The 20,382-nt window shown below is 36.4% G+C and carries 18 protein-coding genes; 15 read left to right on the top strand and 3 right to left on the bottom strand.

Going from position 1 to position 20,382, the window contains the following annotated elements; genetic code table 11:
• The first annotated feature begins 3 nt into the window (after positions 1-3).
• The 6 genes from J4050_RS10450 (at position 4) to J4050_RS10425 (ending at position 6,987) form a co-directional block, all read left to right on the top strand.
• Positions 4-381, top strand: a complete 378-nt coding sequence (locus J4050_RS10450) for a response regulator (RefSeq protein ID WP_208154536.1) — start codon at positions 4-6, stop codon at positions 379-381.
• Positions 381-1,421 (top strand): adenylate/guanylate cyclase domain-containing response regulator, encoded by a 1,041-nt coding sequence (locus J4050_RS10445; RefSeq protein ID WP_208154535.1) that lies wholly within the window; start codon positions 381-383, stop codon positions 1,419-1,421. Before J4050_RS10450 ends, J4050_RS10445 begins: the two co-directional genes overlap by 1 nt.
• A 109-nt stretch (positions 1,422-1,530) precedes the next feature.
• Positions 1,531-4,665 carry a WD40/YVTN/BNR-like repeat-containing protein gene (locus J4050_RS10440; protein ID WP_208154534.1) on the top strand — a complete coding sequence of 1,045 codons (3,135 nt, stop codon included), beginning with the start codon at positions 1,531-1,533 and terminating at the stop codon, positions 4,663-4,665.
• 4 nt (positions 4,666-4,669) lie between these two features.
• Positions 4,670-5,425, top strand: a complete 756-nt coding sequence (locus J4050_RS10435; protein ID WP_208154533.1) for a DUF6090 family protein — start codon at positions 4,670-4,672, stop codon at positions 5,423-5,425.
• Positions 5,426-5,437: 12 nt separating this feature from the next.
• Positions 5,438-6,226 (top strand): DUF6090 family protein, encoded by a 789-nt coding sequence (locus J4050_RS10430; protein WP_208154532.1) that lies wholly within the window; start codon positions 5,438-5,440, stop codon positions 6,224-6,226.
• Positions 6,223-6,987: a DUF6090 family protein gene (locus J4050_RS10425; protein ID WP_208154531.1), complete on the top strand. Its 765-nt coding sequence runs from the start codon at positions 6,223-6,225 to the stop codon at positions 6,985-6,987. Before J4050_RS10430 ends, J4050_RS10425 begins: the two co-directional genes overlap by 4 nt.
• 28 nt (positions 6,988-7,015) lie before the next feature.
• Here the strand turns inward: J4050_RS10425 and J4050_RS10420 are convergent, their stop codons facing one another.
• A complete protein-coding gene (locus J4050_RS10420; protein WP_208154530.1) occupies positions 7,016-8,113 on the bottom strand; it encodes an acyloxyacyl hydrolase in 1,098 nt (365 codons plus the stop codon).
• Positions 8,114-8,271: 158 nt separating this feature from the next.
• Between J4050_RS10420 and J4050_RS10415 the strand changes: the two genes are divergently transcribed.
• The 9 genes from J4050_RS10415 (at position 8,272) to secDF (ending at position 18,721) form a co-directional block, all read left to right on the top strand.
• Positions 8,272-9,003, top strand: coding sequence for a hypothetical protein (locus tag J4050_RS10415; RefSeq protein WP_208154529.1), 732 nt, complete (start codon positions 8,272-8,274; stop codon positions 9,001-9,003).
• 249 nt (positions 9,004-9,252) lie between these two features.
• Positions 9,253-11,202, top strand: a complete 1,950-nt coding sequence (gyrB, locus tag J4050_RS10410) for a DNA topoisomerase (ATP-hydrolyzing) subunit B (protein ID WP_208154528.1) — start codon at positions 9,253-9,255, stop codon at positions 11,200-11,202.
• 136 nt (positions 11,203-11,338) lie between these two features.
• The gene (locus tag J4050_RS10405) at positions 11,339-12,355 is read left to right on the top strand and encodes a DUF6588 family protein (RefSeq protein WP_208154527.1); all 1,017 of its coding nucleotides are present in this window, start codon (positions 11,339-11,341) and stop codon (positions 12,353-12,355) included.
• Positions 12,356-12,638: 283 nt separating this feature from the next.
• Entirely contained in the window at positions 12,639-12,866 is a 228-nt protein-coding gene (locus J4050_RS10400) for a hypothetical protein (RefSeq protein WP_208154526.1), read from the top strand.
• Between the two features lie 108 nt (positions 12,867-12,974).
• The gene (locus tag J4050_RS10395) at positions 12,975-13,901 is read left to right on the top strand and encodes a malate dehydrogenase (RefSeq protein ID WP_208154525.1); all 927 of its coding nucleotides are present in this window, start codon (positions 12,975-12,977) and stop codon (positions 13,899-13,901) included.
• An 86-nt stretch (positions 13,902-13,987) separates the two neighbouring features.
• A complete protein-coding gene (locus tag J4050_RS10390) occupies positions 13,988-14,647 on the top strand; it encodes a DUF4412 domain-containing protein (protein ID WP_208154524.1) in 660 nt (219 codons plus the stop codon).
• A gap of 30 nt (positions 14,648-14,677) precedes the next feature.
• The gene (locus tag J4050_RS10385) at positions 14,678-14,845 is read left to right on the top strand and encodes a hypothetical protein (RefSeq protein ID WP_208154523.1); all 168 of its coding nucleotides are present in this window, start codon (positions 14,678-14,680) and stop codon (positions 14,843-14,845) included.
• A gap of 70 nt (positions 14,846-14,915) precedes the next feature.
• Entirely contained in the window at positions 14,916-15,527 is a 612-nt protein-coding gene (locus tag J4050_RS10380; protein WP_208154522.1) for a hypothetical protein, read from the top strand.
• Positions 15,528-15,673: 146 nt separating this feature from the next.
• Positions 15,674-18,721 carry a protein translocase subunit SecDF gene (gene secDF / locus J4050_RS10375; RefSeq protein WP_208154521.1) on the top strand — a complete coding sequence of 1,016 codons (3,048 nt, stop codon included), beginning with the start codon at positions 15,674-15,676 and terminating at the stop codon, positions 18,719-18,721.
• A gap of 54 nt (positions 18,722-18,775) precedes the next feature.
• On the opposite strand, the gene J4050_RS10370 is transcribed toward secDF, so the two are convergent.
• On the bottom strand, positions 18,776-19,270 hold the full coding sequence (locus J4050_RS10370) for a DUF192 domain-containing protein (protein WP_208154520.1): 495 nt from the start codon (positions 19,268-19,270) through the stop codon (positions 18,776-18,778).
• An 8-nt stretch (positions 19,271-19,278) separates the two neighbouring features.
• Positions 19,279-20,097, bottom strand: a complete 819-nt coding sequence (gene lgt / locus J4050_RS10365) for a prolipoprotein diacylglyceryl transferase (RefSeq protein ID WP_208154519.1) — start codon at positions 20,095-20,097, stop codon at positions 19,279-19,281.
• Between the last annotated feature and the right edge of the window lie 285 nt (positions 20,098-20,382).

Here is a 20,382-nt window from a genome sequence, read left to right as displayed (position 1 = left end):
GACATGACAAAGATATTAGTAGTAGACGATGAAAGAGATGTGCAAATCCTCTTTCAACAGCGCTTTAGAAAAGAAATAAGAAAAGGAGAGCTCGATTTTAAATTTGCCTTTTCTGGTGAGGAAGCCTTACAAGTTCTTAATCAAATGAATCATGAAACCGTCCTGATTCTGTCAGATATCAATATGCCGGGAATGAGTGGATTAGAGTTGCTAGAAACCATTAAAAAAGATTATAACGAACCGCCTCCCGTGGTGATGATGGTTACTGCATACGGTGATGAGGAGAATTTCAATACGGCCAAAAAACTTGGTGCTGATGATTTTCTTACTAAACCCGTGGATTTTAAATTATTAAAAGAAAAGTTAATTCAGAATATATAATGGCCAAGATATTAGTAGTAGACGATGAGGCAGATTTAGAGGTGCTCATCAAACAAAAATTCAGAAAAAAAATTCGGCAAAAAGAATACGAATTTCTATTTGCTGAAAATGGCAAGGTCGCATTGCAACGCATTCAAGACAACCCTGAAGTAGATATTGTACTGAGTGATATTAATATGCCAGAAATGGATGGCTTAACGCTACTTTCTGAACTGCATGAGTTAAGTCCCTTGATTAAATCGGTGATTGTATCGGCTTATGGCGATATGGATAATATCCGAACGGCTATGAATCGTGGTGCTTATGATTTTATCACCAAACCTATCAACTTTGAGGATTTAACCATTACCATGGAGAAGACTTTAAATCACGCCAGGCATTTAAAGGAAACCCTCCAAGCTATTAAGGAAAATAATATCCTAAAAATGTACGTTGATGAGAATGTATTAAACTTCATGGGCAATAAGGAGTTTGAGTCTACAATTATGTCTAATGAAACCATCGAGGGCACAGTTATGTTTATCGATATTTGTGGATTTACCAAAATAAGTGAGACAATTTCTGCAGATCAAGTTGTAAAAATGGTGAATACCTATTTTGATGAAATGGTTAAGGAAATTATTGAGCATAAAGGCTATATTGATAAGTTTATAGGTGACGCGATTATGGCTGTTTTTAAAGGAGAATACCATTTAGATAGAGCTATTGATGTGGCCTTAGCAGTATGTGATAAAATTACGACGCTTACAGATGTTGGAGGTGATTTAGATTTTGTACCAAGGGTATCTATTGGTATAAAGAGCGGTGAGATGGTCTGTGGTAATATTGGTTCTGCAAGTCTCAAGCGCTTAGATTACACAGTAATTGGAGATACGGTAAATACGGCAGCACGCTTACAGGATTTCGCTGGTGAAAACCAGATAATTATTTCTGAAGATTGCTATCATAAAGTTAAGGAATCGTTTAAGTGCGCCAAGGTAGGTAGTATAAAACTCAAGAATAAGACTGCACCTGTGACCATTTACGAAGTATTGGAATAATAGAATTCTACTTTATTTATGAAATGGGTTTTACACATTTTTTCTGTAACTTTTGAGAATTATTCTAAAGTATATTTAGGGAAACCATATTAACCAACACAACTTTAACATGAAAGTAATTCAACTGGCCTTGTGCATATGCCTATGTGCAACTATGAGCTCCTATTCACAAAAAAGAAATCAAAAAAAAGGTTCACAACCAGTAATCGTTGATAGTTTAAGTCAAGGTCTGCAATGGCGTAATATTGGGCCCTATAGAGGTGGGCGCAGTGTGGCCTCAACTGGCGTGGTGGGACAACCATTAACCTATTACATGGGCTCAACTGGTGGTGGTGTTTGGAAAACAACAGATGCAGGAATTACATGGCGAAATATTTCAGATGGTCATTTTAAGACAGGGACAGTTGGTGCTATTGCCGTAGCAGAATCAGATCCAAATGTTGTGGTTGTGGGGATGGGGGAACATGCCGCTCGTGGTGTTATGACCTCTATGGGTGATGGTGTGTATAAATCTATGGACGCTGGTAAAACTTGGACGCACTTAGGCCTAGAAACTACAAGACATATTTCGGATGTGATAATTCACCCTAATAACCCAGATGTTATATATGTGTCCGCCCAAGGGGCGCAATATGGTCCTTCAAAGGAACGTGGCATATATAAAACGGTTGATGGTGGTGTAACTTGGGAAAAGGTACTATTTGTCAATGACATTACAGGAGCCTCAGCACTTAGCATGGATTTCAATAATCCAAGAATATTATATGCAGCTATGTGGCAACACAGACGTTACCCATGGTATATGGAATCTGGTGGTGAGCATTCTGGTATTTATAAATCCATTGATGGCGGCGCATCTTGGGAACCCCTAAATACTGGCCTACCTGAAGTTTTAGGAAAAACGGGACTATCAGTTTCTAGAGCTAATTCCGATCGTGTATTTGCCGTTATCGAAGCCGAAGGTGATAAAGCTGGCGTTTATCGCTCTGACGATGGTGGTAAAAAATGGATTCAAGTTAATAAGGACCGTGTCAATATCACAAGATCCTGGTATTATATGGAAATCTATGCCGATCCGCAAAATCAAGACATTGTATATGTACTAAATGCACTAGTAATGAAATCAATAGATGGTGGTAAGACTTTTTCAAATATTCCTGTACCTCACGGCGATAATCATCATTTATGGATAAACCCCAATAATAATCAACATCTCATTAATTCTAATGATGGTGGTGCAAATATTTCCTTTAATGGTGGAAAAAGTTGGAGCACTCAAAAGAATCAGCCAACTGCCCAATTCTATAGGGTGATTGCAGATAATCGGGTGCCATATTATGTGTATGGTGGACAGCAAGATAATAGTACTGTAGCCATAGCAAGCAGAACCAGGGATGCTGGTATTGGCTGGAAAGATTGGTATGCTACTGCAGGTGGTGAAAGTGCCTTTTTAGCTTTTGATCCAGATGATCCTACAACAGTATATGGTGGTACATATCAAGGAAATATAAGCAAATGGTCAGCGAAATCTACAAACCAGAAACCCATTAAACAATACCCAGAACTTGGCTTAAGTGTAGCGCCCAAAGATTCCAAATATCGCTACAATTGGAACGCGCCAATTATTAGTTCGCCACATGATAGAAATACCATTTATCATGCGGGAAATGTAGTGTTTAAAACAGTAGATGGTGGGTTGTCTTGGGAAACGGTAAGTCCTGATTTAACCAAAAATGAAATAGATAAACATGGCCCTGGCGGTGGTCCCTTTACCAACGAAGCTGCCGGTGGTGAAAATTATAATACGATAACTGCACTAGTAGAATCTCAGCACGAAGAAGGCATTCTTTATGCGGGAAGCGACGACGGCTTAATCCATATTACAAAAAATGGAGGTAAATCTTGGGATGCCATTACACCAAAAGGTATTAAAGACGGTATTGTAAATAGTATTGAAGTCTCTGAGCATGATGCTGCTACAGCTTATGTAGTAATTATGCGCTACAAGTCTATGGAATTAGGTTCTTATATCTATAAAACTACAAATTATGGTAAATCATGGACGAAGATTACAAATGGATTAAATGATTCCAATGGCTTCGCAAGGGTGGTAAGGGCAGACAAAAACAGAAAAGGATTGCTCTATGCAGGGACCGAAGTTGGACTTTACGTCTCATTCGACGATGGTAAACAATGGGATAGGCTACAATTAAATTTGCCTGTGGTACCGATTAACGACCTAACCATTCAGGATAATGATTTAATTGCAGCCACCGCGGGTCGTGGCTTTTGGATACTTGATGATTTAGGAGCTTTGCAGCAATTTAAGAACAAAACCGAATTACAATTATTTAAACCCAAGAACACCTACCGAATTTTCGGAGGGACCTCAAAAGCACTAGGACAGGGTCTAAACCCTAAAAGTGGTGTAGCATTTCAATATTTTATTCCTGAGGGTACAGATACTTTAGACTTAAAGTTGGAGATTTTAAAATCAGATAAGGTCATTCGAAGTTATTCTAGCACACCACCAAAAGGCTTTAAATCATGGCCTGGAGGACCTTCAAAACCTGCGGTACTATCTTCAAAAACAGGTTTAAACACCTTTACTTGGGATTTTGCTACGGAACCTCTTCCTGCGATTGAAAACGTCTTTATTTTTGGTGGATTGGGCGGCCATTCGACACCACCAGGAGTATACAAGGCGCGCCTTACACAAGATGATGTTATACTTGAAACCGATTTTGTGGTTTTGACAGATCCAGCAATTGAGGCAACACCATCAGATTATGATGCTCAATACAAGGCGATGGAAACTATTGCCTCTACTGTAATTGATATACACCAATCCGTCAATAATATGCGTTTGGCAAAATCACAACTGAAGCATTATGCTAATATTCTAAAGGATAAGCCGCAAGCTGAGGACTTAAAGAATTTAGGGGATTCATTAATAGAACGTATTACGGAATGGGAAGTGAATCTCATTCAACCTAAGCAACAGACCTTTCAAGATGTCATAAATTATAGAAATATGCTCAATGCTCAATTGATAAATTTAATGGGCTATATTGATAGTAGTCAACCCGAATTAACGCGAGGTGCTAAAGACCGATTACAAGATTTGTTAGCAGAATGGCGAAAGTTTAAAGCAGAGCATGATGCTATTATTTCTACTGAAATGAGAGCTTATAACGCGGCATACAAATCCCTTAATTTGCCTGCTATTATTTTAAAGGATTAGGCGAATGAGTAAGGTTTTTAATAAAATTCGTTATGCGCTTTTGAGTGATAATAAAACCGGAAAGTATTTAAAATATGCCATTGGCGAAATAATACTTGTAGTTATTGGAATCTTAATTGCCTTGCAAATAAATACTTGGAATGAGGAGAGAAAAACAGCTATTGAAGAAGGTCTTTATCTCAACAGGTTATTGGCTGAAAACAAGGAGGATTTAGAATCGTTTTCAATCGAAATTAAAAATCTAGAAAAGGGTATAGAAACAATTTTAACCTTTTCGGAGGCTTTTAAAACATTAAATACTCCAGACACCTTGTTGGTAAAAGCGGCCAACGGTTATTTCCAATTTGGGAGTATCTATCCAACATTTACGTCTTCTACATCTACTTTTGATGATTTATCAAGTACGGGAAATTTAAAAGTGATTTCCAATTCAAGTTTACGCGATAAATTGGTAAAACACTATGCTTTTCACAAACAAACCGCAGAACGTATTCGTATTGGAATTGGATGGGCACTTCCCGTGGATGGTGCCTTTACGTATGAGCATAGTATAATGCGTTTTGAGCCATCTTCTACATTTCTTTTCCCACATTCATCAATGGAAGACTTAGCACTAGACTTAAAAAACAATAGATTCGATTTTATAAATGTAGCCGCAGCACAATATTGGTTAAAAAATGATGCCATTACACAATTAAAAGGTCTAAGCAGCGAAACTAAAGATGTGATAGAACTTCTTGAAAACGAAATAGCAAAATAAAGCTAGATATCAATGATTAAATTCTTCCGTCATATTCGCAAAAACTTACTTATGGAGAATAAAACTTCTAAATACCTTAAATACGCTGTAGGTGAAATCATATTGGTAGTTATAGGTATTCTTATTGCCTTACAGATTAATAATTGGAATGAAGAACGTAAAGTACGCGCGCAAGAAGTCAATTACCTAAAAAATCTAAAAGCAGATTTAGAAAAAGAGATTGAAAATACCAAGCAATTTGCAAACTACCGTTATGGTAAGGCACAGGCATGTTCATCATTGCTTAATGGAACGGCTCCGAATTCAATTGAAGCTGTTGCAGAGTATACCAATCTTTACGAACGCGTATTTGCATGGAGTGAATTTGTTCCCAACAATAATACCTTTAAAGAACTATTAAGTTCGGGTAACCTGAGTCTTATAACTAATGACAATATAAAAAATGGTCTTTTGGAATTGGATAAAAGATATACTCAAATCACAAATGGAGAGCACCACATGCGTAGGGAGTTCGAGGCCTATTTATATGACCCTCATGTAGAACATATTGACGCCGTTAGTTTCTTTGATACAACACAACCAGTTTATGGTTATCCTAATAGGCTTACGGCTAAGGATATTCCTTTTGAAAAACACGACAAACTTATTAAAGAAGCGGCTTGGCAGCACAATAATGCTATTTTTAAAAATGGCTTGAGGCTCGCCTTTATGAATAATGGTTATTTGGCAGGTGTTCATAAGGAATTGGTATATGATATTGAAGAGATTGTAACTTTAATTGACCAAGAGATAACCAAATGATTAAATTTTTTAGACCTATAAGACGAAATCTCATGGAAACCGGAAAAACTAGTAAATACCTCAAATACGCTATTGGGGAAATACTCTTAGTGGTTGTGGGTATTCTTATTGCTTTACAGATTAATAATTGGAACGACCAGCGCAAATTAAAACAGCAAGAGACTACCTATTACTGTAAAATACAAGAAGATCTTAATGCTGATATTTTAAACATTAATGAAAGCATCGCCTCCTTGAAAAAAAGACAAGATGCAACAAGGAGGCTTTTAACTAATTTACTTAAAATGCAAGAGGATAAGGCTGTATTGTTTAAAGACTATCTGGCTTCAATACGGTCACAAGTTTTTGTCCCTACAAAAGCGGCGATAGAGGATATTACATCTTCAGGTAAACTTGAAAACTTGAGAAATCAAGACCTAAAAAGTGGTATTCTCAACTATTATGTAGAACAAGATTATACTTTAAGGATCATTGAGTCTAACAACCAGCAGATAATGGAAAAAGTTTTCGCATATATGGATTACACTGATTTTGGTATACAAGAATTACCATTGTATGAACATATTTATGGAGACGAACTCCAACAGCTTTTAAAAAGTAAAGACTGGCAAAAAGACCCTAACAGTAGACTTTTCCGATATTTTAGAGACCATATGAATATGACTTTAATTATAACGGAGCGAGAACAAGACTTGCTTAGCCAATTAAAGGAGACAGCCCTCGGCCTAAGTCAAAAACTAGAATCTTATTGCGTCAATTGAATAGAAGAGATGTTTGGTCTAAATGCACTTAAAAGGTATAGCCTACACGGATATCAATAAAGTCAGCGACATGCCTATGTGCCTTTAAACTAAAACCAGCGAATATATGCTTATTAAAATTATAGGTTAATCCGTAACGTTGGTAAATATCATCATTGATGCGGTAATCGTTGTAATAGTAAATACCAAGTTCTTGGCTAAAGGTCACTTTGCCTAACCAAAACTCATGTCCAACCAATGCTGCTCCTTGGAAAAAATTGGTATTAGCAACATCGAGTTTAATTTGTTCTCTCCTAGAATAGTCAAAAATCAATTCAGTGCCTACCGTAAGCGCGCTTCTTCCGCCAATCCACCTACTGTATTTTCCCATAAATCCAAAGACGTAAAACTTGTCCTTCTCGCCTACGGCCGCATTGCTCCAGCCAGAGAAATGAGCTAGGGTAAAGCGCTTTTTATTTTTGGGAGGTTCTCGCTTACCATTCTTTCTCAAATTAGGATAAACTACAGGTTCCAAACTTTTATTTACACCGAGGCTTAATGAAGGAAAATTAAGACCTTTATTAGGCGTGCTAACACCACCATTAGAAGTATGATTGTACTTTGCGGCAAGTCGTAGATTCCACGAGTCAGTTAGTCTGTAGTTAATTCCTAAGCCAACCATTAAGGCAAAACTAAGATTGGTACTATAAGATTCATTCAAAGGATTGGTTTGCTCATCGTAAGGTTGTGTGAGGTAAGCACCTCCTAAGCCCATTCTAAAGAAAATATTAGTCCGTTTTTGTGTTCTAAAATAAGGTTCTACATATCCCATGGCTAAAAAACCACGTCCTAGAACATCAGGGTTATCCCAATTCCAATAAGCTAAATCAACTCCAACTCTTGGAAAACAATTGCAAAAATCCCATGCCCTTTTAGTAAGTAAAAGTTTACTCCAATCTAGTGTAATCGCAGAAGGGTATGCGTCATCAATTTGGCGGAGGCTCGGTGTGTGTTTTAATAAATAGCCATAATCTAAGTTAACACCCAAAACAGTGATTTTTTCGTCATTAAATTCAGCTTTGGATTGTGCACCTAAGAACGAATATAAAAAGGCAATAAAGAAAAAAACAATGATGCACTGATTCATAGCAATTTTTGGCAATTAATAAGCAATAATTCTTTTTCTGAGTTAAAGATATTGTTTTATAAAAACATTTAAAAGAAACTGTGAATACATCAAATGGGATAATTTATTTTATGGTGTCAAAAGAATTTTACTTTATATTTAGTGAGCAAATCAACATCATGAAACTTACATTAGCTTTTTTAATATCAGTTGTTATCTGTGGTTATTCAGTTGCTCAAGAAGAGACGGTAGAAGTTCCTGAGCCTTTGATGTTTGACCTAGTTAGAGGATTAGGGGCAAAGCAAGGTGAATTAGAAATTAATACATTGGCCGATTTTCCATTGAATAATGCTGGTGAAAGAAGTATTGAATGGGCACCAGAAATAGAATATGCACTTTTTGATGGCTTTGCCGTAGAGGCCGAATTTCCCTTTGAAGATGAGCATTTAGAAGCTTTCAAAGTAGCTTTACAATATACCCTAGGCCAATCAAAATCAAACAAATTCATACACGGATTACAGTTTATAAGTGAGATGTACCGTTTTGAATCCATAACGGAATTGAGTTTATTGTATATCCCAGCATACAGGTTTAACGAAACATGGAGTATCTTAGGCCTCTACGGGTTAATGTATGAAACTGGTAGTGATGCTGCCTCTAAGGATACCACAGTTCTTCTTAATACTACAATTTTTGCGAATATAAGTGATCAATTGGTTTTGGGCTTTGAGATTAACAATACAGACCCAACACTTCAAAAACGAGACGACAACGAGATGGAATTATTACTCTTGCCGCAATGTCAATATCAATGGAAAAACGGTTTCGAAATCCAAGTAGGTTTAGGGCCGCGATTTGCAGAAAATGACACCGAATTTTCAGGTGTTCTAAGAGTAATTAAAAGCTTTTAGAAAGCTTCTAAGCAACTATTGTAATTTAACGAGTACAGATAGGCTAAAAAATCACAAATATTCAATTTAAGATACTTTTCAGACACTTTAAGCGACTTTTAGGTAATTAACAAATGTTGATAATTATTAAATTCAATCGATAAAAGGCTTTTAAAAAGCGTTAAAATTTCTTATCTTTGATAGTACTCAAGAGAGACGCCAAGGCGTCTTTTTTTGTGTCAATAAATCGAACTAAATGTATTCAAAATAATGAGCGAAAAGAAAGAAGAATTTAATAAGCACAATTACTCTGCTGATAGTATTCAGGCATTAGAGGGAATGGAGCACGTCCGTATGCGTCCATCCATGTACATTGGAGATGTAGGAACAAGAGGTTTGCACCACTTGGTATATGAGGTTGTAGATAACTCCATAGATGAAGCGTTAGCAGGTCATTGTAATAATATCACAGTAATTATCAATGAGGATAATTCTATTACCACAGAAGATGATGGTCGTGGTATTCCTGTAGATTTACACAGAAAAGAAGGTGTTTCTGCCCTTGAGGTTGTAATGACTAAAATCGGTGCTGGTGGTAAATTTGATAAAGATTCTTATAAAGTTTCTGGTGGTTTGCACGGTGTAGGTGTAAGTTGTGTTAATGCCTTGTCGGAGCACTTAAAAGCCACCGTTTACAGAGATGGTAAGATATGGGAGCAGGAATATGAACGCGGTAAGACGATGTACCCAGTTAAACAAGTTGGTACTACAGATAAAAGAGGGACAACCGTTACTTTTAGACCTGATACTACAATATTTACCCAAACAGTAGAATATAACTACGATACTTTGGCGAGTAGAATGCGAGAATTATCTTTCCTTAATAAAGGAATTACAATTCACCTTGTAGATCGTCGTCACAAAAAAGAAGATGGCTCTTTTGAAGGTGAAACATTTCACTCGGAAAACGGTTTACCGGAATTTGTTAAATATTTAGATGGTAATCGTGAGCCTTTAATGAAAGATGTTATTGCCTTTGAAGGTGAAAAGAATGGCGTACCAGTTGAGGTAGCCATGGTTTACAACACGTCTTATGCAGAAAATTTACATTCTTATGTAAATAATATCAACACACATGAAGGTGGTACACACCTTTCTGGTTTCCGTCGTGGATTAACGCACACATTAAAGAAGTATGCTGATGGGTCAGGAATGTTGGATAAATTAAAGTTCGATATTTCTGGAGATGATTTCCGTGAGGGATTGACTGCAATTGTGTCCGTAAAAGTACAGGAGCCTCAATTCGAAGGTCAAACCAAAACAAAACTAGGTAACCGCGAAGTTTCTGCATCAGTTTCACAAGCTGTTTCAGAGATGTTAACAGATTACTTAGAAGAGCACCCAGATGATGCTAAAATTATAGTTCAAAAAGTAATTTTAGCTGCTCAAGCGCGTCACGCGGCCCAAAAAGCTCGTGAGATGGTGCAGCGTAAAACAGTAATGAGTATTGGTGGATTACCTGGGAAATTATCAGATTGTTCAGAACAAGACCCAGCAAAATGCGAGGTATTCTTGGTCGAGGGTGATTCCGCAGGCGGTACGGCCAAGCAAGGACGCGATAGAAATTTTCAGGCTATTTTGCCATTAAGAGGTAAGATTCTTAACGTTGAAAAAGCGATGCAGCACAAGGTTTTTGAAAATGAGGAAATTAAAAACATCTTCACAGCATTAGGCGTTACAATAGGGACAGAAGAGGATCCAAGAGCATTAAACTTATCAAAATTACGTTACCATAAAATTGTGATTATGTGTGATGCCGATATCGATGGTAGCCATATTGCGACATTGATTTTAACCTTCTTTTTCCGTTATATGAGAGAGCTCATAGAAGCAGGACACGTGTACATTGCAACACCGCCTTTATATTTGGTTAAAAAAGGTGCTAAAAAACAATATGCATGGTCTGATAAAGAGCGTGATACTATTGTAACTGAGTTTGGAGACAGTTCTAAAATTCAACGTTATAAAGGTCTTGGTGAAATGAATGCTGAGCAGCTTTGGGATACCACTATGAATCCAGAATTTAGAACAATGCGCCAAGTACAGATAGATAACGGTACTGAAGCAGATCGCATTTTCTCAATGCTAATGGGAGATGAGGTTCCACCGCGCAGAGAGTTTATTGAAAAGAATGCTATTTATGCAAATATCGATGCATAGATAATTTAAAAATTATAGACAGTGTAAAAGGCAATTGTACGAAGGTACAGTTGCTTTTTTTATTCGATAAAAAACAAATAATATCGGTAAAAGGTATTTTTTACTATATTTGAAGTCCAAATCTAAACTTAATCTTATGAAAAAATTAGCCTTGTTATTCGCTTTTGTGATAACACTTACCGCGGTTAAAGGACAAAATGATATTGACGTTATATTGGCTGCAGGCGTAGAGGATGCACAACGCTTTGCTAATGATTACTTAGCTCCAGGAACTAATGGTTTGATGCATAGTATGAATGCCAATTGGTTTAATTCAGCTAAAGTAAAACCCTTAGGAGGATTTGAAATTTCTATAATGGCAGGTGCATCACTCATTAACGAGGATGATAAAACATTCTTGTTAAATACGGCTGACTATAATAATGTTGAATTTGTGCAAGGACCCAATTCCCAATTAGTAGCTTCTGTCCTTGGTGAAAATAATCCTGATATTTTTGTAGAAATAGAATATGACGATCCCATATTTGGTTCTCAAACGGTAACTGTAGAATTACCTCAGGGTATTGGTGACGCTAGTGGTAATTTATTGCCAACGGCATTTCTTCAAGGTGCGGTGGGATTGAGCTCTGGCTTGGAGCTTAAGGCACGCTTCATACCCTCAATTAAAACTAACGAGGTTAGTATAGGAATGTATGGTGGAGCTCTACAGGCGGAATTTACAGAATGGTTGCCTGCAGATAAGGTTTGGCCTATAGCTCTTTCAGGTTTAGTAGCCTACACACACTTAAATGGTTCTTATGATATAACCGATTCTTCTGGTATTGAAGGTGAAAATCAAGTGTTAGAAAATAGTACGAATACATGGCTATTTCAGTTGATAGCCTCAACGAAGTTACCAGTAATTAATTTTTATGGTGGAGTAGGATATCTTAGTGGTACTTCAGACTCAGATTTAAAAGGAAATTATCGAGTAACAGACGGAGTTATAGTTTCTGAAACCATTGTTGATCCATTTTCGGTATCTAGTAATGTTTCAGCATTAAGAGGGACAATCGGTACAAGGTTGAAGTTGGGATTTTTTAGACTTAATGCAGAATACCATATCTCAGAATTTGATGTATTCTCGTTGGGAATAAATTTTGGATTTAGATAAAAGAAATATTCTTGAATAAAAAGTGCAATGATCGATTGCACTTTTTTTATTGCATTCATTTTTTATTGTTTGGATAGCTAACAAAGTTGATTTAAACAGGTAGATTGGCCAGAAAACTCAATCGGTTTTCCGTTCAACTTAAGTTTAACTGACCGACTGAAAAATATCGCATTCGCTTTTTTGTTCAAACCACAATTCAAATTCCTATTTTCACGCACGCGAATGCCATTTATGGTATTCATACTGTCACGGCTATAACTCACACTAACTTAAAATCAATAAAATGAAATTAATCAATTCTAGATTTAGTTCTAAAATTGAAGTTAACGGTGACCCTTTGGCGAAAAGAACAACCGCTGCTGGTGTAACAGGCTATAATGCGGCTGGTAATTTGGCTAAATCTTATTATTTTAGGAAAGAAGATAACTTGTTTTGGTTAGAAACAAAGAAGGCGAAATGGAAACAACTAGGTGAATACGTATTTATGTACACTAAAATGCAATTAAAGTAAACCTAGGTTGTGCCTTCTCATTGTTAATACTATGATATATGTCATGGAAAATTATAGGTAAAGCCTTATTTTTGTAGTCAATTTTAAGTAAAACTAAAAACAAAAAATATGAAAGTAACTGTAGTTGGCGCTGGTGCTGTTGGAGCAAGCTGTGCTGAATATATCGCTATTAAAAACTTTGCTTCAGAAGTGGTCATTTTAGATATTAAAGAAGGCTATGCCGAAGGTAAAGCTATGGATTTAATGCAGTGTGCATCTTTAAATAGTTTCGACACTAAAATTGTAGGGAGCACAAATGACTATTCTAAAACAGCTGGGAGTGACATATGTGTCATTACCTCTGGTATTCCGCGTAAACCTGGTATGACCCGTGAAGAATTAATAGGTATCAATGCAGGTATTGTTAAAACAGTTTCATCAAGTTTGGTTGAGCATTCTCCAAATACAATAATCATAGTGGTTAGTAATCCAATGGATACTATGACCTATTTAGTGCACCAAACGACTGACTTACCAAAGCATAAAATTATTGGTATGGGTGGTGCTTTAGATTCTGCAAGATTCAAGTATAGATTGGCTGAAGCCATGGAAGCACCTATAAGTGATATTGATGGTATGGTAATTGGTGGCCATAGCGATAAGGGCATGGTACCATTAACGTCTCATGCTACAAGAAATAGTATTAAAGTATCTGAGTTTATCTCGGAGGAGCGTTTAAACCAAGTTAAGGAAGATACTAAAGTTGGTGGAGCAACTCTGACAAAATTATTGGGAACTTCGGCTTGGTATGCACCTGGAGCTGCAGTTTCTGCTTTAGTTCAAGCTATCGCCTGTGACCAGAAGAAAATGTTCCCATGTTCGGCCTTACTCGAAGGTGAATACGGATTAAGTAATCTTTGTATTGGTGTACCTGTTTTGTTAGGCAGAAACGGTATAGAGAAAATCATTGATGTTCCTTTAAACAATGCTGAAAAAGCACATTTAGCAGAAAGTGCTGAAGGCGTAAAGAAAACAAATGGTCTTTTAGAATTATAAATTCTTTAATAAATATATCAAAAACCTTACCTACTGTATTGTTGGTAAGGTTTTTGTATTTATCTTGTCAACATAAAAATTAAATAATGAAAAAAATACTCTTACTTAGTTGTGTTGTGGTCTTAAGTTTGGTTGCTACAGCTCAAGAAAAATTAACAGAAGGTGTAATTACAACCAAGCAGACCATTTCTTCAGATAATCCTCAAATGCAGGCGCAACTAGATGCCATGGGAGATATGATGTCTAAAACCTTTTTTAAAGGAAATAACTCACGTGTTGAAATGGATAATCCCATGACTGGTCCTATGACAGTGATTTCAAGTCAAGAAAAAATGAAAACCTTGACCTTGATGGATAACCCAATGATGGGCAAGAAGTTTGCTATGCAAGATGTAGAGGTAACACCAGAAACTCTAGAAAACGTCAAAGTAGAAGATGGTTCTGCCACCAAAACCATTTTAGGTTACAGCTGTAAAGAAAAAATAGTTACTGTGAACCAAGATGGTACAGAAGTTAAAATGTCCATGTTTGTGACAGACCAGATAGTACCAGTAATGACGCAACAGACGGCTAGTTTAGGTGATAAAATAAACGGTTATCCACTTTATATGGTTATTAATATGAGCCAACAAGGTATGGCAATGACCATTACCATGGAAGTTACAGATATTGATAAATCATCTGTTTCAGATGATAAATTTGATATGACTCCTCCAGAAGGGTATACAAAAATGGAAGGAATGTAATAAACTGAAACACTGTTTATGCAGTTTGCAATGACTAAAAAGAAAGTTTTAGCACTTATAATATTTGTTGGAGTAGGCCAACTTGTTGCTTTTCTTTACGGCCTATGGTTAGAGTTCCCAAATGGGCATATTATAATGTTAATTTCATCCTTGGTAGGCTTTATTTTTGGTTATAAAGAAGAACCTAGTAAACAATAAACTAGAATTACAAAATAACAGTAATATAAAGAGTAGCGTATTCGCTGCTCTTTTTTTATATTTGGCCGAAATGCGTTTAAAACTTCACATATCTGTTTTAATCTTATTGCTGGCTTTAGTAGCAGCATACGTTAATAGTACAAATCTGCCTAATCAGCAGATTGTAATTCAGCTCACTAATGGAGAAAATCCACTTAGCGAGACCGAGGAGCTTGCCATAGAAAGAATTAAATCTACTTTATTTTCTAATGGCGCGGAACAAATTTCAATAAACAGGCTTGAAAATGGTCATCTAAAAATAACCTACTTCAGTACTTCTGAAATCTATGAGATTGAGAAAGCTCTATCTAATGAAGTTGGTTTTGGTTTTCAAGTAGGAGGAGGGTTGCCAGATTCAGAAGTGCCAAATAATCACTTTGAGTCTGACTACCTTTTACAAGTTTCTGAATTACAGCCAGACCATAATTCTAACTGGGACTTTGAATCTACGGAGATAACCACCTCTCATTTCAAGACTGATAGGTTTACCAAAGTAAAACATAAGTTTTCAGGCAACTTCTTTTATTCTAAAAATACGTTCTGGCACACTTATAAAACCTGTGAAACAGCCTTAACGATTGAGAATTACAAACAATCTCCAAACTTTAACATACCAGAAGTTAGAGCAGGACCTTTCACTTAATCAGTTTCATAGATTTACAATTAAGTGATTTATGAATGCCACTACACGTATTCGCAATACAAACTCTTTAAAAAAAAATTAATTGTCGGATTTAACCGTAAAACCTATATTTGCGCGATTTAAATTAGACTATAAATAAAAAAACCATGCAAAATAAAGGATTAATAAAACTTTTTGCGTTTTTATTCGGTCTGGTGAGTATTTACCAATTATCGTTCACCTTTAAGGCCAATCAAATAGAAGATAATGCAAAGCAGGCTGCCATTAGCCTTGTGCCGGAAACTGAAGAAAATTATCAGGCAAAAAGAAATGAAGCCGAAATTAGGTATCTAGATTCCCTAAAAACTTCGAAAATAGAAGTAGATGGTAATTTTGAGCCAATTGAAGTCTATAACCTTGGCGTTACGCAATATACCTATTCAGACGTTCAAAACAATGCCATGAATTTAGGGTTAGACTTAAAAGGAGGTATTAATGTTATTTTACAAATATCTGTAAGAGACATTTTAAAAGGCTTGGCTAACAATAGTAAAGACCCTGTTTTCAATAAAGCTTTAGATGACGCTGAAGAGCTACAGAAAGATGCTCAAGAATCTTATTTACAGTCATTTTTTAGAGCCTGGGACGAGATTAAGGGAGATACAAAACTAGCTTCTCCAGATATATTTGCCAATCGTTCGTTGAGTGATGAAATTAAATTTGATATGTCTGATGCTGAGGTTAAGGACATCATTGAAATTAAAATTGACGAATCTATTGTCTCTGCTTTTGAGGTACTGAGAAAGCGTATTGATAAATTTGGGGTAACATCTCCAAACATTCAAAGACTTGGTAACTCTGGTCGTATCTTATTAGAATTACCTGGAGCTAAAGATATAGAACGTGTCAAGGATTTGGTGACTAAAACGGCACAGTTACAGTTTTGGGAAACTTTTAAAACACAAGAAGTTTTACCATATATCCTTCAAGTAAATCAGGCATTAGTAGAAGCCAATGCAGCTAAAGAAGAATTAGAAGAAGTAGCTGAGGGCGAAGTTGAGCAAGATTCTACCTCTAGTGTTATTGATGATTTAACGGGACAGATTGAATCTGATACTACAGATATAGAAAAAATAAATCCATTAGGCATCCAAAGTTATGGAAATGGAGGGTCTGTGGTTGCTGTTTTCTTGGCAAAGGACAAGGAGAAAGTCATGGCAGAATTAAATAATCCTAAGAACAGGTCATTGCTTCCTGCAGAAATGCGTTATACCAGATTTGTTTGGGGACTTCAACAAGAAGAATCCGAATATTCAGAACTGTATGCAATTAAAGGGAATAGAGATGGACAGCCTCAATTAAGTGGCGCTGTAATCACTGATGCTAGACAGGATTATGATCCATTGAGTAGACCAGCGGTAAGCATGCAGATGAATGCTAAAGGCGCAAAGATTTGGGAAGCGATGACAAAGCAAGCTTACGAAACTCAAGGATATATAGCCATTGTATTAGATGATATTGTGTATTCGGCACCAGGTGTTTCTAGTGGACCAATTGCAGGTGGTAATTCACAAATTTCAGGTACATTCTCACTTACCGAAGCTATTGATTTAGCTAACGTTTTAAGAGCTGGTAAATTACCAGCATCAGCTGAGATAGTTCAAGCTGAAGAAGTTGGACCTTCTCTGGGACAGGAAGCGATAGACAGCGGAATGAAATCGTTCCTTATTGCATTGGCTTTTGTGTTGCTTTGGATGATTTTCTATTACGGCAAGGCTGGTATTTTTGCGGATGTTGCATTATTATTAAACATACTTCTAATTTTTGGAGTGTTGGCAAGTTTAGGTGCCGTTTTAACATTACCAGGTATTGCAGGTATTGTATTAACCATAGGTATTTCGGTAGATGCAAACGTGCTTATTTTTGAACGGATAAGGGAAGAACTTGCTAAAGGCAAATCACAAAAAGAATCTATTAAAGATGGTTTTGCTAACGCACTATCATCTATTTTAGACGCAAACATTACTACAGGTTTAACTGCACTAATCTTATTTGTTTTTGGAACCGGACCAATTAAAGGTTTCGCAACAACCTTAATCATTGGTATTCTCACATCTTTATTTACGGCGATTTTCATTACAAGATTATTGATTGACTGGTGGGCAAATAGAGGAGGAAGCCTAGATTTTTCAACCTCAATGACCAAAGGTCTATTTAAGAATGTAAACATTAATTTCTTAAGAAAGCGAAAAATTGCTTATGTTATATCTGCGGTACTCTTACTAACAAGTATAGGTTCCCTTTTTACGGTCGGTTTAGATGAAGGTATCGACTTCGTTGGTGGTAGAACGTATTTGGTTAGATTTGATCAAGACGTAAGTGTTGAAGAGGTAAAAGGCGATTTAAACGATGTTTTTGGAAGTGCTGAGGTTAAAACCATTGGTGGTGCTAACCAACTGAAAATATCTACCAAGTATAAAGTAGAAGAAAATTCAACAGAGGCTGATGAAGAAGTACAGTCAAAACTATTTGATGCTTTAACGAAGTATTTACCAGATGGAATGACATATGAGCAATTCCTAGATGGATCGGGTGATGCAAAGGTTGGTAAGATGTTCTCTAGTAAAGTGAGTCCAACAATCGCTGATGACATCAAAAAGTCGTCGGTATGGGCTATATTAGGGTCATTGGTAGTGGTGTTCCTATATATTTTATTTAGGTTTAAAAGATGGCAATTCTCACTTGGAGCTGTTGCTGCCGTTTTCCATGATGTATTGATTGTATTAGGTATCTTTTCATTAACATGGCGATTTATGCCATTTAGTATGGAGATTGATCAAGCTTTTATTGCTGCGATTCTTACAGTAATTGGTTATTCCTTGAATGATACGGTAGTTGTATTTGATAGAATTAGAGAATTCTTAAATGAACATACCTCTTGGGAATTTGGTAAAACCATTAATGCTTCACTAAATAGTACATTAAGTAGAACATTAAACACCTCTGTAACAACATTGGTGGTGTTATTAGCTATGTTTATATTTGGTGCAGATTCGCTTAGAGGATTGCTGTTTGCATTGATTGTTGGTGTAATAGTGGGTACTTACTCATCTATGTTTATAGCCACACCATTAATGTATGATACCGCTAAAAAAGGTGATGCTGCAGAGTCTTTAAAGAAGAAAGTTAAAGAAGAGGACGAAGCCATAGCCTAAACGAATATAATAGTACATATAAAAAAGCCTCTCGATATCGAGAGGCTTTTTTAATTATTCAATTTCAAATAGCATTGTGTCTCCCTTTGCGAGTTGCCATGTGTCCGATAAGCCAGCATTGACTTCTAAAACATATTTGGCAGGTGCCTCAGAGGGTAAAGAGGCTTCATTAAAAGGTTGAGCATTCTTTTGGATACTTATAATTGTTTTTGTCTCATCCAAGTAGATAATATCTAAAGGAATTTTGGTGTTCTTCATGTAAAAACTACGATACGACACATCAGGAAAAATAAATAACATGCCGTGATTTGTTTTTAGTTCTGTGCGGTACATTAAACCCGTTTGGGTTTCATATTCGTTGTCTGCCACCTCGATGTCTAGCTTGGCAATAATGGAGTCGCTAGACGATTTGATTAAAGATAGTGTACCTTCTTTTTTAAAAGGAATAGTGACCTTAGTTGTTGGAGATGTAGTTTTCTTTTCCTTACAGTGACTAAATGATAAAGTTATAAGGGCCAATGCTATGCCTTTACGCAACAAGCGATTCATTAATATCTTTATTTGGTTTTAGGCTTATAGATAAACATAAAGTATAAACCTATGATTACAAACGGTATACTTAGCAGCTGACCCGTATTTAGTAGCCAATCAGCACGCTCAGGGTTTTGGGCTTCTTTAACAAATTCTACAAAGAATCTTATGGTCCAAAGTAATACTAAAAACAGTCCGAATAGAAACCCTTCTTGATTGGCTTTTTTGGTTTTCCAATAAAAATAGAACAGTGCCAAAAAAACAAAAATATAGCAAAAGGCTTCATAGAGTTGGGCCGGATGCCTCGGTTGGGTTTCACCAAGCTGCTTAAATACAACACCGAAATCACTATTGGTATATTCTCCAATTATTTCAGAATTGATGAAGTTTCCAATCCTTACAAAAACAGCTCCACAAGCAACAGGAATTACAACGCGATCCAAAATCCATAAAACGCTACGCTTTAGCACTTTTTTGTTATAGAGATACATAGAAATAATCATGCCAATAGCGGCACCATGGCTCGCTAATCCCTGAAAACCAGTAAATTCTATGCCACCTTTAAACTTAAAAGGTAGAAATATGCTGAAAAAATCTTCAGTAATAAGTTCAGCCTGGTAGAAAATAACATGTCCCAATCTGGCACCAAGCATAATACCAAGTACAGAATAGATAAATAACGAATCAAGAGATTCGTTTGTTTCATTTTCGTTCTTATAGATACGCTTCATAATATAGAAACCTAAAATAAAGGCAACTATCCACATCACGCTGTAAAAATGAAGCTTAAAAAAACCGATTTCAATAAATTTGGTAGGATCCCAGTCTATTTGTAACAATACCATATATGCTCAATTATGCTGTAAATATAGTATTTTGATAGGTATTGTTGTTGCCATTAACGTAATATTAAAGGTCTTTTGGTGGCACAGGATCAAAACTTTTTCCGCCCCAGGGAGACGGAGCGAATGAAGAAATGTACGGTGTACATTTTTAGCGAACGTGCGAGATGGCGCGTGGGCAAATTTTCAGTTGTCATCTTTTTTTGGCACAGGATCGAAACCTTTTCCGCCCCAGGGCGACGGAGCGAATGAAGAAATGTACGGTGTACATTTTTAGCGAACGTGCGA

The organism is Winogradskyella pelagia, assembly GCF_017581965.1.
Lineage (GTDB): Bacteria > Bacteroidota > Bacteroidia > Flavobacteriales > Flavobacteriaceae > Winogradskyella > Winogradskyella pelagia.
The sequence above is the reverse complement of the archived record's forward strand: the minus strand, read 5'-3'. Positions and strand labels throughout refer to the sequence as shown.